This window comes from Streptomyces xingningensis (assembly GCF_054957865.1).
In genome coordinates this window covers 1-18585 of the sequence record NZ_JBDJPF010000088.1, presented here as the reverse complement: position 1 = coordinate 18585, position 18585 = coordinate 1, and the positions used below count along the sequence as shown (strand labels likewise).

Annotated in this window: 18 protein-coding genes and 1 pseudogene; 7 read left to right on the top strand and 12 right to left on the bottom strand. The window is 71.0% G+C overall.

Translation table 11 applies throughout. The features are described from left to right. Together ABCR83_RS30070 and ABCR83_RS30065 are read right to left on the bottom strand one after the other, a co-directional pair. On the bottom strand, positions 1 to 1059 hold a 1059-nt coding region (locus tag ABCR83_RS30070), incomplete at its 3' end, for an acyl-CoA carboxylase subunit beta (RefSeq protein ID WP_462698398.1). A gap of 190 nt (positions 1060 to 1249) precedes the next feature. Further along, entirely contained in the window at positions 1250 to 3598 is a 2349-nt protein-coding gene (locus ABCR83_RS30065; RefSeq protein ID WP_462698397.1) for a polysaccharide lyase 8 family protein, read from the bottom strand. Positions 3599 to 3743: 145 nt separating this feature from the next. Here ABCR83_RS30065 and ABCR83_RS30060 point away from each other — a divergent pair, with 145 nt between their 5' ends. Next, entirely contained in the window at positions 3744 to 4358 is a 615-nt protein-coding gene (locus ABCR83_RS30060) for a YceI family protein (protein ID WP_462698396.1), read from the top strand. A gap of 57 nt (positions 4359 to 4415) precedes the next feature. On the opposite strand, the gene cimA is transcribed toward ABCR83_RS30060, so the two are convergent. The 6 genes from cimA to ABCR83_RS30030 form a co-directional block, all read right to left on the bottom strand. Then, positions 4416 to 6023 (bottom strand): citramalate synthase, encoded by a 1608-nt coding sequence (gene cimA / locus ABCR83_RS30055; protein ID WP_462698395.1) that lies wholly within the window; start codon positions 6021 to 6023, stop codon positions 4416 to 4418. A 327-nt stretch (positions 6024 to 6350) separates the two neighbouring features. Then, positions 6351 to 7658, bottom strand: coding sequence for an MFS transporter (locus ABCR83_RS30050; RefSeq protein WP_462698394.1), 1308 nt, complete (start codon positions 7656 to 7658; stop codon positions 6351 to 6353). Positions 7659 to 7763: 105 nt separating this feature from the next. Beyond that, a complete protein-coding gene (locus ABCR83_RS30045; RefSeq protein ID WP_462698393.1) occupies positions 7764 to 8849 on the bottom strand; it encodes a branched-chain amino acid aminotransferase in 1086 nt (361 codons plus the stop codon). Between the two features lie 503 nt (positions 8850 to 9352). Beyond that, positions 9353 to 10135, bottom strand: a complete 783-nt coding sequence (locus ABCR83_RS30040; protein ID WP_462698392.1) for a class I SAM-dependent methyltransferase — start codon at positions 10133 to 10135, stop codon at positions 9353 to 9355. Continuing rightward, positions 10132 to 10764 carry a TIGR04282 family arsenosugar biosynthesis glycosyltransferase gene (locus ABCR83_RS30035; RefSeq protein ID WP_462698391.1) on the bottom strand — a complete coding sequence of 211 codons (633 nt, stop codon included), beginning with the start codon at positions 10762 to 10764 and terminating at the stop codon, positions 10132 to 10134. The genes ABCR83_RS30040 and ABCR83_RS30035 overlap by 4 nt, the downstream gene beginning before the upstream one ends. Next, positions 10764 to 11465 (bottom strand): glycosyltransferase family 2 protein, encoded by a 702-nt coding sequence (locus tag ABCR83_RS30030; RefSeq protein ID WP_462698390.1) that lies wholly within the window; start codon positions 11463 to 11465, stop codon positions 10764 to 10766. Before ABCR83_RS30030 ends, ABCR83_RS30035 begins: the two co-directional genes overlap by 1 nt. Positions 11466 to 11588: 123 nt before the next feature. Between ABCR83_RS30030 and ABCR83_RS30025 the strand changes: the two genes are divergently transcribed. Together ABCR83_RS30025 and ABCR83_RS30020 are read left to right on the top strand one after the other, a co-directional pair. Further along, positions 11589 to 12329, top strand: coding sequence for a response regulator transcription factor (locus tag ABCR83_RS30025; protein WP_462698389.1), 741 nt, complete (start codon positions 11589 to 11591; stop codon positions 12327 to 12329). After that, complete coding sequence (locus ABCR83_RS30020; RefSeq protein WP_462698388.1) at positions 12322 to 13434, top strand: sensor histidine kinase; 1113 nt, start codon at positions 12322 to 12324, stop codon at positions 13432 to 13434. The genes ABCR83_RS30025 and ABCR83_RS30020 overlap by 8 nt, the downstream gene beginning before the upstream one ends. Positions 13435 to 13503: 69 nt before the next feature. Here ABCR83_RS30020 and ABCR83_RS30015 read toward each other — a convergent pair whose 3' ends face one another. Then, a complete protein-coding gene (locus ABCR83_RS30015; RefSeq protein WP_462698387.1) occupies positions 13504 to 14010 on the bottom strand; it encodes a winged helix-turn-helix transcriptional regulator in 507 nt (168 codons plus the stop codon). Positions 14011 to 14132: 122 nt separating this feature from the next. On the opposite strand from ABCR83_RS30015, the gene ABCR83_RS30010 reads away from it, so the two are divergent. Next, positions 14133 to 14900, top strand: coding sequence for a class I SAM-dependent methyltransferase (locus tag ABCR83_RS30010; protein ID WP_462698386.1), 768 nt, complete (start codon positions 14133 to 14135; stop codon positions 14898 to 14900). A 13-nt stretch (positions 14901 to 14913) separates the two neighbouring features. Here ABCR83_RS30010 and ABCR83_RS30005 read toward each other — a convergent pair whose 3' ends face one another. Together ABCR83_RS30005 and ABCR83_RS30000 are read right to left on the bottom strand one after the other, a co-directional pair. Continuing rightward, positions 14914 to 15084 carry a hypothetical protein gene (locus ABCR83_RS30005; RefSeq protein ID WP_462698385.1) on the bottom strand — a complete coding sequence of 57 codons (171 nt, stop codon included), beginning with the start codon at positions 15082 to 15084 and terminating at the stop codon, positions 14914 to 14916. A gap of 92 nt (positions 15085 to 15176) precedes the next feature. Further along, positions 15177 to 15605, bottom strand: coding sequence for a PPOX class F420-dependent oxidoreductase (locus ABCR83_RS30000; protein WP_462698384.1), 429 nt, complete (start codon positions 15603 to 15605; stop codon positions 15177 to 15179). A gap of 158 nt (positions 15606 to 15763) precedes the next feature. Here ABCR83_RS30000 and ABCR83_RS29995 point away from each other — a divergent pair, with 158 nt between their 5' ends. From ABCR83_RS29995 to ABCR83_RS29985, 3 genes are read left to right on the top strand one after another with little or no spacing between them, the layout of a single operon-like run. Next, a complete protein-coding gene (locus ABCR83_RS29995) occupies positions 15764 to 16582 on the top strand; it encodes an ABC transporter ATP-binding protein (RefSeq protein ID WP_462698383.1) in 819 nt (272 codons plus the stop codon). A gap of 9 nt (positions 16583 to 16591) precedes the next feature. Then, the gene (locus ABCR83_RS29990; RefSeq protein WP_462698382.1) at positions 16592 to 17353 is read left to right on the top strand and encodes an ABC transporter permease; all 762 of its coding nucleotides are present in this window, start codon (positions 16592 to 16594) and stop codon (positions 17351 to 17353) included. Between the two features lie 15 nt (positions 17354 to 17368). Continuing rightward, on the top strand, positions 17369 to 18160 hold the full coding sequence (locus tag ABCR83_RS29985) for a MerR family transcriptional regulator (protein ID WP_462698381.1): 792 nt from the start codon (positions 17369 to 17371) through the stop codon (positions 18158 to 18160). 7 nt (positions 18161 to 18167) lie between these two features. On the opposite strand, the pseudogene ABCR83_RS29980 reads toward ABCR83_RS29985, so the two are convergent. After that, positions 18168 to 18585 (bottom strand): annotated as a pseudogene (locus tag ABCR83_RS29980) (hypothetical protein); the annotation flags it as partial.

Genomic DNA, 18585 nt, shown 5'->3' with positions numbered 1-18585 from the left:
CTTCTCCGACGCCTCGATGTCCAGCACACCCGCCAACGACTGCGGCTGGTTCGCCACCACCCCCACCACCCGCCCGTCCAACCGCGCCAACGCCACAATCACATTCGTCGCCCACCGCTCATGCACCTCCAGGAACTCACCGTCATCGACCACCTCCTCGATCACCCTGCGCATGTCATACGGCCGGTTCCCATCCGCCGGCACCAGATCCAGCAACACCTCCCCCCGACGGTCCACAGGATCCCCGCACTCCACCCGCGGCGGATTCTCCCGGTTGTTCTGCGGCAGCAACGACAACAGATACCGCACCTCCTCCAGACACGACTCCTCATCGTCATACGCAAAATGCGCCACCCCCGACGTCTCCGCATGCACATCCGCACCCCCCAACCCGTTCTGCGAAATCTCCTCCCCCGTCACCGCACGCACCACATCCGGACCCGTGATGAACATCTGCGACGTCTCCCGCACCATGAACACAAAATCCGTCAACGCCGGACTGTAGGCCGCACCCCCCGCACACGGCCCCAACATCACACTTATCTGCGGAATCACCCCCGACGCCCGCGTATTACGCTGAAAAATCCCCCCGTACCCCGCCAGCGCCGAAACACCCTCCTGGATCCGCGCCCCCGCACCATCGTTCAACGACACCAACGGCGCACCCGCCGCAATCGCCATATCCATAACCTTGTGGATCTTCGTCGCATGCGCCTCACCCAACGCACCACCAAAAACCCGGAAATCATGCGCATACACAAACACCGTACGGCCGTGCACCGTACCCCACCCCGTCACCACACCATCCGTATACGGACGCCGCTCCTCCAACCCAAACCCCTGCGCCCGGTGCCGCCGCAACGGCTCCACCTCACAGAACGAGCCCTCATCCAACAAAAGATCAATACGCTCCCGAACCGTCAGCTTCCCCTTCGCCCGCTGCGCCTGGGTAGCCCGCTCACCGGGACCACGCCGAACCTGCTCGCGGATGGCGTGCAGCTCGGCGACGCGCCCGCGGACGTCACTCGCCTCTTCGGGCGCACCTTCGAGATTGCTCATGGATAGACGGTACGCGGCGAGAGCGCCGGAACATCATGTCGACTCCGCACAATGTAGTGCTCGATTTCGTGGGCAGGAAGAACAGAATCGCACCGGGTCCTTGTCGGTAATCCCGCGGTGGCCGGCCCTCCCACGCTGTGAGTACTCCACAAAGCCCCACGTCGGGAGGGGTCTGGGAGGCGGCTCGGGCTCAGCCGAGTTCCACCGCGCAGCCCTGCGTCGCGCACCGCGTCCCCGGAGTGATCCGCAACCGCAGGGCGGCGCCGGTGGCCAGTACCCGCACCGAAGCGTCCCGCGCGGTGACCCGGCGCACCGGCCGGGACCAGGTGAGGTCGATGGCGGCCCCGGCCCGCAGCGGGTCGGCGAGCCGGATGGCGGCCCGGCCGCCGCGCACCACCACCAGCACGGCGGCGGGGGCCGTCACCGCGAGGGGGCCCACGGCGCCCGCGCGCCAGAAGTTGGCCGCGGTGAGGCCCAGCGAGGGAAGCCGAATGCCCTGGCAGTCAAGGGAGTTGGCGAGGATCGTCAGCCAGCCGGGGTCGGCGGCACGGGCGGCGACGGCGCCGGGGGCAGCGCCGGGCATCAGGAGGTAGGCGTATCGGGCGTCCTCGGGGTCCGTGCCGTGGTCGTGCCAGAGGGTGAGGTAGCGGCGGGTGACCGGATCGGCCGTACCGCCCTCGTTGATGTCCCGCCATGATCCGGTCCGCGTCCGGCGCAGCGCCTGCAGCGGGGAGCCGCCGTCCGGGAAGACATAGCCGCCGTGCCCCTCCAGGTGGGCCCAGCGGACCCGCTCGAAGGACCGTGACCAGCCGTCCTCGCCGGGCTGGGGAACGCCGTCCACGGTGAGCCCGGGCGTGCCGTCCTCCCCCAGGTTGCGGTTGTCGACCACGGTCTCGACCGGGACGCCGTCCCGCGCCGTGATGCCCGCGCCCAGGCACACGATCGCATCGGACACACAGAACCAGGACTTGCGGGCTTCCAGGGTGGAGGAGAGTCCCTTGAGATGCTGCCCCACTGCCGCATGGGTGCCGTCGGTGACCCCGCCCACCCACCGGACGGCCGGTTTCGGCGCGCCCCAGCCGCCGCCTTCGTTGTCGGCGAGCGGCTTGGTGGAGACGGTGGTGCCGGGCATCCGGTACGGGTCGGCGGTGGGCCAGAAGCCGTCGGTGTACTGGTCGTCGCCGCCCGGGCCCCACCAGGAGAGCATTCCGGCTCCGGTGTGCCAGCCGCGCGGGTGCTCGCCGTTGCCGTTCTCGTAGTAGGTGATGCGGTCGGACGCCATGGCGATGTTGGCGGCCCAGCCGGGGCCCCGGTGCACGGCCCGGTCCATGCTCGGAAAGAGGCGAGGTCCCGGTGTCGCCGCTGCCGGTGGTTCGGGGCCCGCCGCGACGGCGGCGAGGCGGGCCAGGTCGGCAACGTCGAACTGGGGGTCGGTGAGCAGCGGGTCGACGGTGTCGCGGGCCGCCCAGCCCTTGATCAGGCCGTGCCAGCGGGACCGTTGGGCCGGGTTCGCGCCCTCGGCGAGCACCGCGATGGCGGCGATGAGCGCATGGCCGCGCTGGTGGTCGCTCTGTGCGACGTCCCCGCCGCGGGTCAGGCCACGGCTGACGGCGCGGCCGGAGACGCTGTCCATCACCAGTCCGTTGTGGATCAGTGGTGCGTACGCCTGTTCCACGCTGTCGAAGACGATCTGCCGGTGGGGGTCGGTGATCTCCCAGCTTGTGCCGCGCAGCAGCGCGAAGAGCCGGCCGAGGCCGTCGAGCAGCACACAGCCGTAGGTGCCGGAGTAGGCGACCCAGCCGTGCTGGATGAAGGAGCCGTCGGCGTAGAGCCCGTCCCCCTTGGTGACCTGGGGGAAGACCGGTGCCAGGGCGTCCCGGGCGAGCGCGAGCTTGGCGCCGGAGGCGCCGAGCGCTCCGCGCACGGCGACGACGCGGCACAGGTCGACACGGTTGGCGCCGGTGCTGGTGCCGGTGTAGGAGCCGAGTGCGGAGTCGGGCACGAAGTGGTCGACCGCGGCGAGGAGGCCGGTGCGCCGGGGGGCGCCGGCCTCGTCATGGAGCAGGGTGAGGGTGTCCAGCAGCAGTCCGGGGGTGCCGATCTGCCACTCCCACCAGTTGCCGTGCGGGGCGGCGCCCGCGTGGTAGGCCCGGGCGTGGACGTGGTCGAGCCCGGCGAGGGTGTCGGCGGCGAGGGTGGCATCGCCGGTGAAGCCGGTGCCCGGCTGGGCGTAGGCCCGGGCCATGGTGAGCAGCCGGGCATGGCTGAGGGTGATCCCGGCGGGCGGGTCGAAGGGGGCGTCGGGCCAGAGCGAGGTGGGGCCGGGGCGCATGCTCTCCCGGTGGGCCCGGGCCTGGGCACCGGTGCGGCGCAGGACCGATGCATAGGGCTCGGCGGCCGGGTCGTAACCGGCGCCGAGCACCAGGGCCCGCCAGCGCTGCCGCAGGGCCGCGAACTCGTCGTCCGCCGCGGCGGCGGGCACCAGGGCGCAGCCGAGCGTGGTCAGGGCGGCGGTGAGGAAGAAGCGGCGGGTGCTCACCGTGGCTGATTAGCACGGCCGGGAAACGGTGGCAATGCCCATGTCACCGAAACTCCCCACCCTCACTGTTGAAAGTTGAACCAGATCTCGCTACGGTGTCCTCGTTGAAAGTTAAACGACTTTCTCAAGGATCACAGGAGTAGTCATGAGCCTCTTCTCTCGCCGCGACAACACCACCCCCGCGGCCGCCGTCCTCCCCGTGGACCCGGCGCTGGCCGCCCTGTCCGGTGGCTACACCGTCGACCCGGCCCACAGCAGCATCGGCTTCACCGTGCGCCACGCCATGGTCACCAACGTCAAGGGCACCTTCACCGAGCACCAGGGCTCCCTCCAGCTCGACGGCACCGACCCGTCCCGCTCGGGTGCCTCCCTCGACGTCCAGATCGCCAGCGTGGACACCGGCATGCAGGACCGCGACGCCCATCTGCGCGGCACCGACTTCTTCGACGCCGAGCGGTTCCCCCTGATGACGTTCCGCTCCACGGCCGCCGAGCAGCTCGGCGGCGACCGTTACCGCGTCACCGGCGACCTCACCATCAAGGACGTCACCCGCCCGCTCGCCATCGACCTGGAGTTCAACGGCGCGGCCACCGATGTCTACGGCAATGAGCGCGTCGGCTTCGAGGGCAGCGCCGAGATCCTGCGCTCCGACTGGGGTCTGACCTGGAACGCGGCCCTGGAGACCGGCGGGGTGATGGTCAGCGACAAGGTCAGGCTGACCTTCGACATCTCCGCCATCAAGAGCGCACCCCAGGCCTGAGCACATGCGGCCGGAGAACCGAGGCGCGGTGCACGGCGATGCGGCCCGCCGTGCGCCTCACCCCTGTGGCTCGGCGCCCGCGCGCCACAGGCCGTACGCATAGGCGTCGTCCAGGGCCTGCCAGGACGCCGCGATGACATTCTCCGCGACCCCGACCGTGGACCACTCGCCGCGCTCGTCGCTGGTGGAGACCAGTACCCGGGTGATCGAGCCGGTGCCCTGGCCGCCCTCCAGGATGCGGACCTTGTAGTCGGTCAGCTCAAGCCGGGCGAGCTCCGGATAGATGCGCTCCAGCGCGGCACGCAGCGCGCGGTCCAGTGCGTTGACCGGGCCGTTGCCCTCGGCGGTGGCGACGATGCGCTCGCCCTTGGCCCACAGCTTGACCGTCGCCTCATTGGCGTGCGTCCCGTCCGGGCGGTCCTCGACGATCGCGCGCCAGGACTCCACCCGGTAGTAGCGCAGCGGTCTGCCGGTGACCTCCGCGCGCAGCAGCAGCTCGAAGGAGGCGTCCGCCGCCTCATAGGTGTAGCCCTTGGCCTCCCGCTCCTTGACCCGCTCGACGACCCGGCCGATCAGCTCGCGGTCACCGCCCAGGTCGACGCCCAGCTCCTTGCCCTTGAGCTCCACGGAGGCCCGGCCCGCCATGTCGGAGACCAGCATCCGCATGGTGTTGCCGACCCGCTCCGGGTCGATGTGCTGATAGAGGTCGGGATCGACCTTGATCGCGGAGGCATGCAGCCCGGCCTTGTGGGCGAAGGCGGAGAACCCCACATACGGCTGATGGGTGGCGGGCGTGAGGTTGACGACCTCGGCGATGGCGTGCGAGACCCGGGTCATCTCCACGAGCTTTCCCTCCGGCAGCACCCGGCGGCCGTATTTGAGCTCCAGCGCGGCCACGACGGGGAAGAGATTGGCGTTGCCCACGCGTTCGCCGTAGCCGTTGGCGGTGCACTGCACCTGGGTGGCACCCGCGTCCACCGCGGCCAGGGTGTTGGCCACCGCGCACCCGGTGTCGTCCTGGGCGTGGATCCCCAACCGGGCGCCGGTGTCGGCGAGTACGGCCCGTACGGTCTCCCCGACCTGCGCGGGGAGCATGCCGCCGTTGGTGTCGCAGAGCACCACCACATCGGCACCGGCCCGGTGCGCGGTGCGCACCACCTCGGTGGCATAGCCGGGGTTGGCACGGTATCCGTCGAAGAAGTGCTCGCAGTCGACGAAGACCCGCCGCCCGTGCGCGCGCAGGTGCTCGACGGTGTCGCGGACCATCGCGAGGTTCTCGTCCAGGGTGGTGCGCAGCGCGAGTTCCACATGCCGGTCATGAGACTTGGCCACCAGGGTGACCACCGGGGCCTGTGAGTCGAGGAGCGCGGCGACCTGGGGGTCGTCCCCGGCCCGGACGCCCGCCCTGCGGGTGGCCCCGAACGCGACCAGCCGGGCGTGCCGGAAGTCGATCTCGGCGCGGGCCCGCCGGAAGAACTCCGTGTCCCGGGGGTTGGCACCGGGCCAGCCGCCCTCGATGAAGCCCACCCCGAAGTCGTCCAGGTGCCGGGCGATGGTCAGCTTGTCGGCGACGGTGAGATTGATGCCCTCGCGCTGCGCGCCGTCGCGCAGCGTGGTGTCGAAGACCTGAAAGCCGTCGTCGGGGGCGTCGGTTGGGTCCGTCATGCTGCTGTGACTCCTGTCGGATCTCGGTCTACCGGAATGACCGGCTCCACCGTCCCTCCATGGTCCCTCACGCAACGCTCCCGGCGGCGGGTGGGCCGGAAACGAAAAAAACCTCTCGCGGGTGCGAGAGGTCTGCGCGCGGGTCTTGGGACGACGGTGTCCGCGCCGTACCGGGTCGTACGGGGCGGTCACTGCGGACCGGCGCGCCTGCTGCCAATAATCGTGGCGAGCGAGAACACGAGAGGGAGTGTTGCACATCCGCCCACCGGACAGCCGGGCCGTCTCAGCATGTGAGCAGCTCTGTGCCCCAGGGCGGCTTGACCGCGCTCAAGCGGGCACGACGTCCCGTTCCGACTGCTCGGGCGTTCCGCCGCCCAGCCGCTTGAGGTCGATGTCACGGGTCTCGCGCATGGTGAGGTAGACGACCAGCGAGACCGCCGCACAGCCCGCCACATACCAGTAGAAGCCGGACTCGATGCCGCCCTTCTTGAACCACAGCGCCACATATTCGGCCGTCCCGCCGAAGAGCGCGTTGGCGATCGCATAGGGCAGGGCAACGCCCAGTGCCCGTACGCCCGTTGGGAACAGCTCGGCCTTCACACAGGCGTTGATCGACGTATAGCCGGTGACCACGACCAGCGCCAGCAGGGACAGCCCCAGGGCGGGCCAGAAGGAGCCCGCGCGCTTGAGCAGCGTCATGATCGGCACGGTCAGGAAGGTGGAGCCGACCGCGAAGGTGATCAGCAGCGGACGGCGGCCGATCCGGTCCGAGAGGGCACCCGCGAGGGGCTGCAGCGCCGCGAAGATCAGCAGGGCGCAGAAGCTGACCAGGGTGGCGGTCCGCTTGGGCATTCCAGCGCTGTTGGAGAGGTACTTGGTGAGGTAGGTGGTGTAGGTGTAGTACGCGACCGTGCCGCCCATGGTCAGCGCGATCACCAGGAACGCCTCGCGCTTGTGGCGCAGCAGCGCCGTGATGGTGCCCCGGTCCCGCTCGTCGCTGTCGCTCTCCTGGTAGGTGTCCGTCTCCAGCAGGCTGCGCCGCAGATAGAAGATGACGGCCGCGCCCAACGCGCCCACGATGAACGGGATGCGCCAGCCCCAGCTGTGCAACTCGCCGCCGGAGAGCGTGTGCTGGAGGATGATCTGGATGCCCAGGCCCAGGATCTGACCGGCCGTCATGGAGACATACTGGAAGCTGGAGGCGAAGCCCCGGCGGCCGGGAGCGGATGCCTCGGTGAGGTAGGTCGCGCTGGCCGCGTACTCGCCGCCCACGGAGAGCCCTTGGAGCAGCCGGGCGACCAGCAGTACCGCGACCCCGCCGTATCCCGCGACGGCGTAGGTGGGCGCGACGGCGATCAGCACGGCGGACACGGACATCAGGGTGACGGTCAGGGTGAGCGCCGCCTTGCGGCCGCTCCGGTCGCCGACGCGGCCGAGCAGCCAGCCGCCGACGGGGCGCATGAAGAAACCGACGGCGAAGATGCCTGCGGTGTTCATGAGGTTGGCGGTGTCATTGCCCTTGGGGAAGAAGGAGTTGGCGAAGTACGTCGAAAAGCTGGCATAGACAAACCAGTCGAACCACTCGACCATGTTTCCGGCCGAGCCGACCCAGATCTTCTTCCAGTGCTGTCCCATGGGGGCCACCGTGCGGCAACGGCACGGTTCCGGACAAGGGCCGGGTGACAACGATCATGTATCGCAGGACGGGCCACCGCAGCGGCCCGTCCTGCGCGTGGGGAGCTACCCCAGCCGGTGCATCCAGCCATGGGTGTCCGGGGCCGCCCCGGTCTGGATGTCCAGCAGCGCCTTGCGCAGCTTCATGGTGACCTCACCGGGCCGACCGTCGCCCACCGTCCAGTCGGCGCGGGTGGACTTGACCGAGCCGACCGGCGTGATGACGGCGGCGGTGCCGCAGGCGAACACCTCCGTCAGCGAACCGTCCGCGGTGCCGTTCTTCCAGTCGTCCACCGAGATCCGGCCCTCGGAAACCTCGTGGCCGAGGTCCTCGGCGATCGTCAGCAGCGAGGCACGGGTGATGCCGGGCAGCAGCGAGCCGGTCAGCTCCGGGGTGACGATGCGGTCGCCGTACACGAAGTAGAGGTTCATGCCGCCCATTTCCTCGATCCAGCGGCGCTCCACCGCGTCCAGCCAGACCACTTGGTCGCAGCCCTGCTCGGCGGCCTGCGCCTGGGCGACCAGGGACGCGGCATAGTTGCCCGCGCACTTGGCGGCGCCGGTGCCGCCGGGGGCGGCGCGCACATACTCCTCGGAGAGCCACACCGAGACGGGCTGCACACCACCGGGGAAGTACGCGCCGGCGGGCGAGGCGATCACGATGAAGAGGTACTCGTTGGCGGGCCGCACGCCCATCCCGACCTCGGCCGCGATCATAAAGGGCCGCAGATAGAGGGAGGCCTCACCGGAGTCGGGCACCCAGGCCACGTCCTGGGCGACCAGCGCGTCGCACGCCGCTATGAAGGTCTCGACCGGGAGCTCGGGCATGGCCAGCCGACGGGCGGAGGCCTGGAAACGCTTGGCGTTCTCGTCGGGCCGAAAGGTGGCTATGGAGCCGTCGGGCCGACGGTAGGCCTTGAGGCCCTCGAAGATGGCCTGCCCGTAGTGCAGGGTCATGTTCGCGGGATCCATCGCCAGCGGTGCGTAGGGCACCAGCTGGGCATCGTGCCAGCCGCGGCCCTCGGTCCACTTGATGGTGACCATGTGGTCGGTGAAGTGGCGGCCGAAACCGGGGTCGGCCAGGATGCGCTCGCGCTCCGCGGCGGGCAGCGGCTGCGAGGAGGGCTTCAACTCGATCGGGAGCGTACTCATGGATGCGTGTCCTTCACTCTGAGGGTGGCGGACCGCGCTCACTCCGTCCCGATATGAGTCGGAACGTCCGAGCTTCGCCTCTTGTCGCGGCCCCACGTCCGATTATCGCCCGTGGGGAACCGTGCGGAAAACGGCTGCGCGGCCCGGAGAACGGTGGTGCCGGGCCGCGCGGACCAGGGCGTGCCTTATGGATCAGGGCGGGCCCTGCGGCGTCTGGTGCGGTGCATCGCAAGACGGAGCATTACCCGCGTACTGGGCGTACTCGGGTGATGCGACAACGCGGCGAGGCGCCGTGCCAGGCACCGCAGGGCCCGTGCCGACCCATCGGACACCCCCTAGCGCGGGCCGCTCCCGGTGGCCCGGCGCAGTTCGGTCTCCTGCCGGGTACGGGCGACCCGGCCGCGGACGAGGAACCCGCCGACCAGAGCCGCCACGATCAGCGATCCTGCGGGGAGAGCCGGTGGATCAGGTCACACGCCCGCCCGGAGCCGGTGTGGCATCGGTCACTCGGCAGGGAAGCGGGGTTGCCGACGGCCGTTATCGGCCGGGTGTGCGGGGCCGAGGCCCGCCCCGGAGGGGGTGATCGCGGGAAAGTCCGTCGGCGCCTCACCGCGGTGGCCGTTTTCCAGGGCGATGAACTCCCGTGTTCCGGCGGCCCATTGGCCGGATGCCCGCCAGCCGGCCGCCCGTGCGTGGCGGAGCAGGGCCCGAGTGCCGGTTCTCGCCCAGGGGAAGGGCGCGCCCAGTCCCCCGCGTCCGTCGTCCACCCGTACCCGCAGGCGCTCGTCGACGTCCGCCGGGGCGGCCTCGGCCAGCAGCAGGCCGCCCGGTGCGGTGATCCGGGCGACCCGCCTCAGCAGGGCACGGGGGTCACCGCCGATGCCGATGTTGCCGTCGATGAGCAGTGCGGTGTTCCAACGGCCCTCGCCGGGAAGGGAGTCGAAGACCGACCGGCACAGCGCCGCGCCGCCGGTGCGCCGGGTGCGGGCGACGGCCGCCGGGCTGACGTCGACGCCCAGGGCGGGGTGGCCGCGGGCGGCGAGGGCCGCGACCAGGCGGCCGGGGCCGCAGCCGATGTCCAGGACGGCACCCCGGCACCGGTCGAGGACGGTCAGGTCGGCGGAGTCCGCGCCGGAGCACCAGCGCTCGACGTCGAGGGGCAACAGCCAGCCGTCGGCACGGCGCAGGAAGAGCGGACCCTGTCCGAGGCCTATGGCGTCGGCGTAGGGGTCCGTGTGCCAGGGCCGCAACTCCGGGCGGGGTGAGGTCAGTTCGCCGGTGGTCATCGGGCCGTGCCACCCCGGAGCCGCTCAACAGCAGCGGCGAAACCGCCGTGCGGTGCGAGGGCGGCGACCTGGGCCGCGTCCTGGGCCGTGTCGACGTCACGGAGCGGGGGGAGGTCGCCGACCCTGAGACCCGCCTCGGTCAGCCGCCGGCGTTGCAGCGCGCCGGTGCTCGGGGTGGACATGGGGACTCCGCGCAGGAGTTCGGGGCGGGGTTCGGCGAGGCCGAGGGCCCAGAAGCCGCCGTCCAGGGCGGGGCCGAACCATGCGTCGCAGGAGTGCCAGGCATCCTCGGCCAGTGCGGGACGCAGCAGGTCGGCGGTGAGCTGGGGGGTGTCCATGCCGACGAGCAGGGTGGGGCCCGTACATTCCGCGAAGGCGGCCGCGAGCCGTTCGTCCAGTCCGCCGGGGTGCTGGGGTACGACCTCGAAGCCGTCGGGCAGCCAGGGGCCGGGGCGGCCGTCGAGGACGAGGGTGCGGCGCCGGGCCGGCATGGCCCGTACGGCCCGCAGGGTGTCGGTGAGGGACGCCTCGGCGAGGGCGGCGGCCTCGTCGGGGGTGTAGGGCGGGGTCAGCCGGGTCTTGACCCGGCCGGGCAGCGGCTCCTTGGCGATGATCAGGATGGCGGTCATCAGGCGGCCGCCCCCGGCAGTGGCGTCGGCAGCGGTGCCCGCAGGACCGCGCGCATGTCCCGCACCGCCTGCCAGGTGCCGCGCCAGGTGCCGGTGACCTTGGAGGTGCCGGTGCGCGGGCGGTAAGGGACGTCCGCCTCGGTGATGCGCCAGCCGGCGTCGGCCGCGCGGACCACCATTTCGAGCGGATAGCCGCTGCGCCGGTCGGCGAGGCCCAGGGCGAGCAGCGGTGCGCGGCGGGCGGCCCGCATGGGGCCGAGGTCGTGCAGGGTCAGGCCGGTGCGCCGGTGCAGCAGGCGGGCCAGGGCGGCGTTGCCCAGCCGGGCGTGCAGCGGCCAGGCGCCCCGGCCCTGGGGGCGGCGGCGGCCGAGCACCAGGTCGGCCGAGCCCTCGCGGATGGGCGCGAGGAGCGCGGGCAGCAGTCCCGGGTCGAGGGAGGCGTCGCAGTCGCAGAAGCACACCAGGTCCGCCGTCGCGGCCAGCAGCCCCGCGTGGCAGGCGGCGCCGAAGCCGCGGTGCGGTTCCCGGACGACGGTGGCGCCGAGTGAACGGGCGAGGCCGGCGGAGCCGTCGGTCGAGCCGTTGTCGACGACGATGGCTCGCCAGCCGTCGGGGACGTGCGCCAGCACCCAGGGCAGGGCGGCGGCTTCGTCGAGACAGGGAAACACGATGTCGACGGGTGGGGAGGTGGTGTCGGTCACACCCCACACCCTACGGAGACAAATGAGACATTTAGGATCCAAGGTCCTTACAAAACAAGGACGTCGGGCCCGGCCGCCCCGGCTCCCCCGTCATCCCGCCCCGGACTTTGCCAGGCTTGCCCCATGCAGACCCCATTGCCCGCCCGGGTACTCGTGGTGGACGACGACCCGACCGTCGCCGAAGTGGTGGCCGGATACCTGGACCGGGCCGGCTTCACCGTGGACCGCGCCCCCGACGGCCCCGCGGCGCTGGCCCGGGCCGCCGCCGCCCGGCCCGATCTCGTCGTACTCGATCTGATGCTGCCCGGCATGGACGGCCTGGAGGTGTGCCGGCGGCTGCGCGGCGAGGTCCTCGGGGGCGGCCCGGTGCCGGTCGTCATGCTGACCGCGCGCGGCGACGAGGACGACCGCATCCTCGGCCTGGAGGTCGGCGCCGACGACTATGTGACCAAGCCCTTCTCGCCCCGGGAGCTGGTGCTGCGCGTGGAGTCCGTGCTCCGCCGCGCCCGGGCCGCCGCACCGGCGGCCGCGCCCCCGCTGCGCGCCGCCGGGCTGACCCTCGATCCGGTGGCCCGCCGCGCCACCCGGAACGGCACCGAACTCGCCCTCACCCTGCGCGAGTTCGACCTGCTGGCGTTTCTGCTGCGACATCCCGGGCGGGCCTGCGGCCGCGAGGAGCTGATGCGCGAGGTGTGGGGCTGGGAGTTCGGGGACCTGTCCACGGTGACCGTGCATGTGCGGCGGCTGCGCGCCAAGATCGAGGACGACCCGGCCCAACCGCGCCTGATCCAGACCGTCTGGGGCGTCGGCTACCGGTTCGAGGGCGACCTCGAAGGGGAGCCCGGGGGCGGCGGCCATGCGTGATGTGCTGCTGATCGCCCTCTACGCCTTCCTGGGCGCGGCCGCCGCCGGGCTGCTGGGCGCGATCGCGCTGCGGGCGCTGCGCCACCGGTCGGTGGCGGTGTCGCTGACCGTGGTGGCCGCGGTCTCGGTGACCGCCATGCTGACCGGGACGCTGGCCGTGGCGCAGGCGATGTTCCTGTCCTCCCATGACCTCACGGTGGTGACCACGGTCTGTGCGATGGCCGCCGTGGTCTCGCTGGCGACCGCGCTGCTGCTGGGCCGCTGGGTGGTCGCGCGCAGCAACGCCCTGACCCGGGCGGCCCGTTCCTTCGGCGAGGGCGGCAGCTTCGCCGCCCCGGCCGGGGATGCCACGGCGGAACTCGCCGAGCTGGCCCGGGAGTTGGCGGCGACCAGTGCGAAACTCGCCCAGTCACGGGAGCGGGAGCAGGCGCTGGAGACCTCCCGGCGGGAGTTGGTCGCCTGGATCTCGCACGATCTGCGCACCCCGCTGGCCGGGTTGCGGGCGATGTCCGAGGCGCTCGAAGACGGCATGGCCGATGAGCCGGAACGCTATTTCCGTCAGATCCGCACCGAGGTGGACCGGCTCAACTCGATGGTCGGCGACCTCTTCGAGCTCTCCCGCATCCATGCCGGGGCGCTGCCGCTGAGCCCCAGCCGGATGTCGGTGTACGACCTGGTGGGCGACGTCCTCGCGGGGGTCGGCCCGCTGGCGCGCGAACACGGCGTACGGCTGAGCGGGGACCGGGTCGACGCGGTCCCCGTCGAGGTCGACGGCAAGGAGATGACGCGGGTCCTGGGCAACCTCCTGATCAACGCCATCCACCGCACCCCGCCCGACGGCACGGTCGCGGTGGCCGCGCGGCGCGAGGCCGACACGGTGGTCCTGTCGGTCACGGACGGCTGCGGCGGCATTCCCGAGGAGGACCTCCCCCGGGTCTTCGACACCGGCTGGCGCGGCACCGCGGCACGCACCCCTCCGGCGGGGGCGGGGCTGGGGCTGGCCATTGTGCGCGGCATCGTGGAGGCGCACGACGGACGGGCGGCGGTGCGCAATGTGCCGGGGGGCTGCCGGTTCGAGGTGGTGCTGCCGGTGGGACGGCCGTAGGGGGTGCCCGATGGGCCGGCATGAGCCTTAGGGGGTGTCCGGTGGGCCGGCACGGGCCCTGCGGCCCCGCTACCGTGGGCGGCGGGATTCGATCAGCGGGCCCAGGACCCGGGTGCCCGGGCCGATCCGCCCTCCGGGGCCGGGGAGTTGGGTGGTGTTGTCCGCCGTGACCGGGTCGCCGCAGTGCGGACAGGTGAGCACCGCGGTGGTGTCCCGGCCGCAGGAGAGGTGGTGGATGCGGGCCGGCGGGCCAGCCGGGCCGGCGTACCAGCGGTCACCCCAGTTCATCAGGGCGAGCAGCACCGGGTAGAGCTCCTTGCCCTTGTCGGTCGCGCGGTAGTGCTCGCGGGGCGGCCGCTCTTGGTACCGCTCACGGACCAGGACCTGCTCCTCGGTCAGCCGGGAGAGCCGGGCCGCCAGGACCTTGCGGGAGATCCCCAGGTCATGGGCCAGGTCATCGAACCGGGTGATTCCCGACAGCACATCTCTCATGATCAACGCGGTCCATGCGTCGCCGAACAGGTCGGTGGCTCGGGCGATGGAGCACGCCACATCGGCGAGCGGGGTGCGGGTCATGCCGCCAGGGTACTCAAGTTCCCTCAAGAAACCCACTCTGGTACGTTCCCTGAGGGAACCCTGCCGGGGAACTCCGCTCCGCACCAGGGGGATTCCGCACCAAGGGAGATAGGGAGATCGCCATGACCGCTGCCCCGCGCATCGAGCTCGACTCACCGGCCCCCGAGGCGGTCGACGGCCGTCAGATACGCGCCGTCACCTTCCAGCGGATCCGCCTGAGGTATGTACGGAACACCCTCGACCGGCTCGGCCTCCCCGCCGCCGGGCGCAGCACCCTGGTCGTGGGAAGCGGCCGCGGGCTGCTCGCCCGCGGCCTGGCCGGACTGGGGCTCGACGTCACGGCCGTCGACCCGTCCGCCGCCGCCACCGCCATGGCCCGGGAGACGAGCGAACACGAACATCTCGGCATCCCGCACACCAGTGCGCCCGCCGAGGAACTCGGGCTGCCGGATGCCTCGTTCGACCTCGCCTACTACGCCGACACCTTCGAGGTCACCGCACGGCTCGACCGCGTCCTGGCCGAGGCCGCCCGGGTGCTCAAACCCGGCGGGGTGCTGCTCTACGACACCGTCAACCGCACGATGGTGTCCCGGCTGATCTATCTCGGCGCCTTCCAGACCCTCCCGATGACCCGGATCATGCCCCCCGGCCGCTATGCGGCCGACCGGCTGCGGCCCCCGGCCGAACTGGCGCGGGCACTGGACCGGCACGGCCTGCACAACGAGGAGATCTGCGGCTTCAAGCCCACGGGCCCGGGTCCGCTGATCAAAGCCACCCTCGCGCTGCGCCACGGCCGGATCACCGATGAAGAAGCCGCATCGGTGGTCGACTTCGTCCTGGCCCCCGGCCACCGCCCCGTGGTGACCTACTTCGGGCAGGCTCGCAAATAGGCGACGAACCCGATCACCGGTCTTCTTCGGAGAGAGCGCTCCGCACTTCCTTGCCCGCCTTGTCGAGCTGCTCCGGGGATTTCTCGCGGAGGGCTCGCTCCTGGTCGGCCTTGGACATTCCGGTCAGGAAGAACCTGGCGTCATCGGAGAGCTTCTTGCGCCTGTCGTCGGATTCACCAGCCATGGGGGCACCCTTTCCGGTGGGTCGGCGGCCTTACTCCACCTTCGCCGCCCCCACTGCGGCCTGCGCGCCGGCTGACCCATTCGAGGGAGCGGTCAGCCGGCGACCTGGGCCACCGCGAGGGCCTTGTCGATGCGCATCCTGACGAGCAGCTCCCCGGGGACGCCATTGCGGGCGCCATACTGCTCGGCCAGTTCCTCGCCCATATAGCGGGCGGCGATCCGGGTCGCCCAGTGGCGGACCTCGGGAAGGTCCTCGCTGAGTTCGGCCCGGCCCTCCAGGACGACAAATCCGAACGGCGGCCGGTCGTCGTCCACGCAGAGGGCGGCCCTGCCATCGCGGGCGAGGTTCCGCCCCTTGACGGTCTCCTTGCCGGTGTTGAACACCAGGTCCTCGCCGTCCAGCAGGAACCACACCGGAGCGATGTGCGGGCGCCCGTCGGCCCGTACGGTCGAGAGCTTGCCGGTCCGGGTGCCCTCGGAGACGAACTTCCGCCATTCGTCCTTGCTCATCTTCTGTGCCATGCGGCCATCCTCTCCCGGCCTCTCCCGGAACGCACAGCGGCGCCGACGATCTGGATGCCGCGGTCGGAGCGGGCTTGACCTTGACGCTGGGTCAACCCTCCATCCTTCCGGCAGGAGCTTCCTCGCAGCCGCCTGGAACAGCTCCGCAAGGGAGGCAGATGACCATGACAGCAGCCCAATCGATCGCCGGTCCGGCGATCCATGTGCAGGGCCTCGCGAAGGCGTACGGGAAGCTCGAGGTGCTGCGCGGCGTGGACTTCGACGTGGCGCGGGGCAACATCTTCGCCCTGCTCGGCTCCAATGGCTCGGGCAAGACCACGACCGTGCGGATCCTCGCCACGCTCCTCAAGGCCGACGCGGGGACGGCGAGCGTCCATGGCTTCGACGTCGCCGCGCAACCGGCGAACGTGCGGGAGTCCATCAGCCTCACCGGGCAGTTCGCGGCCGTCGACGAGATCCTCAGCGGCCGGGAGAACCTCGTGCTCGTCGCCAGGCTGCGCCACCTCGAGGACCCGGGCGCGATCGCGGATGACCTGCTCGATCGCTTCTCGCTGACCGAGGCGGGCGCGCGCCGGGTGTCGACGTATTCGGGTGGGATGCGCCGCCGGCTGGACATCGCGATGAGCCTCATCGGGAATTCGCCGGTGATCTTCCTGGACGAGCCGACGGCCGGACTCGACCCCGAGGCGCGCATCGAGGTGTGGCATGCGGTCAAGGAGCTCGCCGGCCATGGCACGACGGTGCTGCTCACCACGCAGTACCTGGACGAGGCCGAGCAGCTGGCCGACCGGATCGCGATCCTCCACCAGGGTCGGATCATCGCGAACGGCACCCTCGCCGAGCTCAAGCAGCTCTTCCCGCCCGCCACGGTCGAGTACGTCGAGAAGCAGCCGACCCTGGAGGAGGTCTTCCTCGCGATCATCGGCAGCGACGCCAAGAGCAACGCCACCGGCACAAACAACTACACGAACAGCTAGGGGACAAGGATGACCGCGTATTTCCTCAGCGACACCGTTGTTCTCACGCAGCGGACCCTGCGCCATGTCACACGCAGCATGGACACCATCATCACGACCGTCATCACGCCGGTCGCCATGATGCTGATGTTCGTCTACGTGTTCGGCGGCGCGATTGACGCAGGGTCGGTTTCGTATGTGAACTACATGCTGCCCGGCATCCTGCTCGTCACCATCGCGTCGGGCATCTCCTACACCGCGTACCGGCTGTTCACCGACCTGAAGAGCGGGATCTTCGAGCGATTCCAGTCCATGCCGATCGCACGGTCAGGTGCGCTGTGGGCACATGTCTTTACCTCTCTGGTCGCCAACCTGATCTCGCTCGTGATCGTCGTGGGCGTCGCTCTGCTCATGGGCTTCCGCTCAGCGGCAGGAGTGCCGGCCTGGCTCGCGGTCGCCGGCATCCTGCTCCTGTTCACCCTGGCGCTGACCTGGATCGCCGTGATTCCCGGGCTCTCCGCGTCGTCGGTCGAGGGCGCGGGCGCGTTCGCCTACCCGCTCATCTTCCTGCCGTTCGTCAGCTCGGCGTTCGTGCCCACGGGGACCATGCCCGGCCCGGTGCGCTGGTTCGCCGAGCATCAGCCGGTGACGTCGATCGTCAACACGATCCGCGCCCTGTTCGCCCGGCAGCCGGTCGGCCACGACATCTGGATCGCACTCGCGTGGTGCGTCGGCATCCTTGTCGTGGCGTACGTCTTCGCGATGGCCGCCTATCGCCGGAAGATCGCCTGAGGCAGTCTGGGACTCATGCTCACCATCAGCCAGTTGGCCACGTACGCCGGTGTGACGGTGCGAGCGGTACGCCACTACCACAGGATCGGGCTGCTGCCGGAGCCAGAGCGCGACCGGTCCGGGTACCGGACCTACGATGCCGCCGCGGTCGTGCGGCTGATCCGGATCCGCACCCTGGCAGATGCCGGCGTGCCGCTGGCCAGGGTGCAGGAACTCCTCGACGCCGGCCCGGAGGAGTTCTCCGATGGCGTCCAGGAGATCGACAAGGGTCTGCGTGCCGAGATCCGGCGGCTGCAGGGCACCCGCAGCCGGCTTGCCCGGCTCGCCGCCGGAGAGCACCTGGCGCTCCCCCAGAGCGTCGTGGACTACCTCGACCGGCTGCGCGGTCTCGGCGTCGAGGAGCGGATAGTCGAGCTGGAGCGGGATGCCTGGATCATGATTGCCGCCCAGGTGCCGCACCTGATCGACTCCGTGATCGCCAAGAAGCACGAGCAGCTGGACGACCCCGACATGGTGCGGCTCTACACCTTCCTCACCGGGGCGCTCGACTGGCCGGCCGACGATCCGCGGATCGTCGAGGTCGCCGACATCCTGGAGCGCCTGATGATCCGCGCGGTGCAGGCCGGTGAGGTGGGTGCCGACGGCTTCGACGACCGGTTCGCCCACCTGCTGGACTCCACCATGGTCGAGTCCGCACCGGGCGCCGGGCGGGTGTTGGCGATCCTGGAGGAGCGCGGCTGGAGGGGCTGGACCCGCGTCGAGCGAGTGCCTGCCGACAGGCTCAACACTGAGCTGCCGCCATCGTGAAGGCAGGTCAGGTACGGCGAGGGATGCGAGGACGGGTACGGACGGCGGCCCGCAGCTCGTCGACCTGACGGCGGACGTATGCGATTTGTGGCGCCCCAACAGGCTCGGAGACCGCGGAGCGGTGGTCGCTGTGGCAGGTGCGGCAGAGGCCGCCGGGGAGGGCTTCGGGTCGGCCGGGGATGCCGCAGTTGGTGCATTCCATGGTGAGGGCGGGGGTGGTGGTGGGCGGTGCCGGTGGGAGTTCGGGGGGCATTTTGTCGGTGAGGCGTTTGCGGGCGAAGGCGCCTGCGGAATGAACGGTGTCGGGAAGGCCGGCGGTAAGGGCGCGGGTCAATTCGGCTGTGGACGCGCCGCGTTGGAACCAGTCGGCGGCGAGGGGTTCGAGGGCGGAGCATTCGGCGGCCGAGAGAGTCATGCGGGGGTCG

Coding starts and splice junctions, on each gene's coding strand:
- ABCR83_RS30050 (WP_462698394.1), bottom strand. CDS start 7,658: ATGGGACAGCACTGGAAGAAGATCTGGGTCGGCTCGGCCGGAAACATG.
- ABCR83_RS30020 (WP_462698388.1), top strand. CDS start 12,322: ATGCGTGATGTGCTGCTGATCGCCCTCTACGCCTTCCTGGGCGCGGCC.
- ABCR83_RS29995 (WP_462698383.1), top strand. CDS start 15,764: ATGACCATGACAGCAGCCCAATCGATCGCCGGTCCGGCGATCCATGTG.
- ABCR83_RS30000 (WP_462698384.1), bottom strand. CDS start 15,605: ATGGCACAGAAGATGAGCAAGGACGAATGGCGGAAGTTCGTCTCCGAG.
- ABCR83_RS29990 (WP_462698382.1), top strand. CDS start 16,592: ATGACCGCGTATTTCCTCAGCGACACCGTTGTTCTCACGCAGCGGACC.
- ABCR83_RS30045 (WP_462698393.1), bottom strand. CDS start 8,849: ATGAGTACGCTCCCGATCGAGTTGAAGCCCTCCTCGCAGCCGCTGCCC.
- ABCR83_RS30040 (WP_462698392.1), bottom strand. CDS start 10,135: ATGACCACCGGCGAACTGACCTCACCCCGCCCGGAGTTGCGGCCCTGG.
- ABCR83_RS30025 (WP_462698389.1), top strand. CDS start 11,589: ATGCAGACCCCATTGCCCGCCCGGGTACTCGTGGTGGACGACGACCCG.
- cimA (WP_462698395.1), bottom strand. CDS start 6,023: ATGACGGACCCAACCGACGCCCCCGACGACGGCTTTCAGGTCTTCGAC.
- ABCR83_RS30015 (WP_462698387.1), bottom strand. CDS start 14,010: ATGACCCGCACCCCGCTCGCCGATGTGGCGTGCTCCATCGCCCGAGCC.
- ABCR83_RS30035 (WP_462698391.1), bottom strand. CDS start 10,764: ATGACCGCCATCCTGATCATCGCCAAGGAGCCGCTGCCCGGCCGGGTC.
- ABCR83_RS30005 (WP_462698385.1), bottom strand. CDS start 15,084: ATGGCTGGTGAATCCGACGACAGGCGCAAGAAGCTCTCCGATGACGCC.
- ABCR83_RS29985 (WP_462698381.1), top strand. CDS start 17,369: ATGCTCACCATCAGCCAGTTGGCCACGTACGCCGGTGTGACGGTGCGA.
- ABCR83_RS30060 (WP_462698396.1), top strand. CDS start 3,744: ATGAGCCTCTTCTCTCGCCGCGACAACACCACCCCCGCGGCCGCCGTC.
- ABCR83_RS30010 (WP_462698386.1), top strand. CDS start 14,133: ATGACCGCTGCCCCGCGCATCGAGCTCGACTCACCGGCCCCCGAGGCG.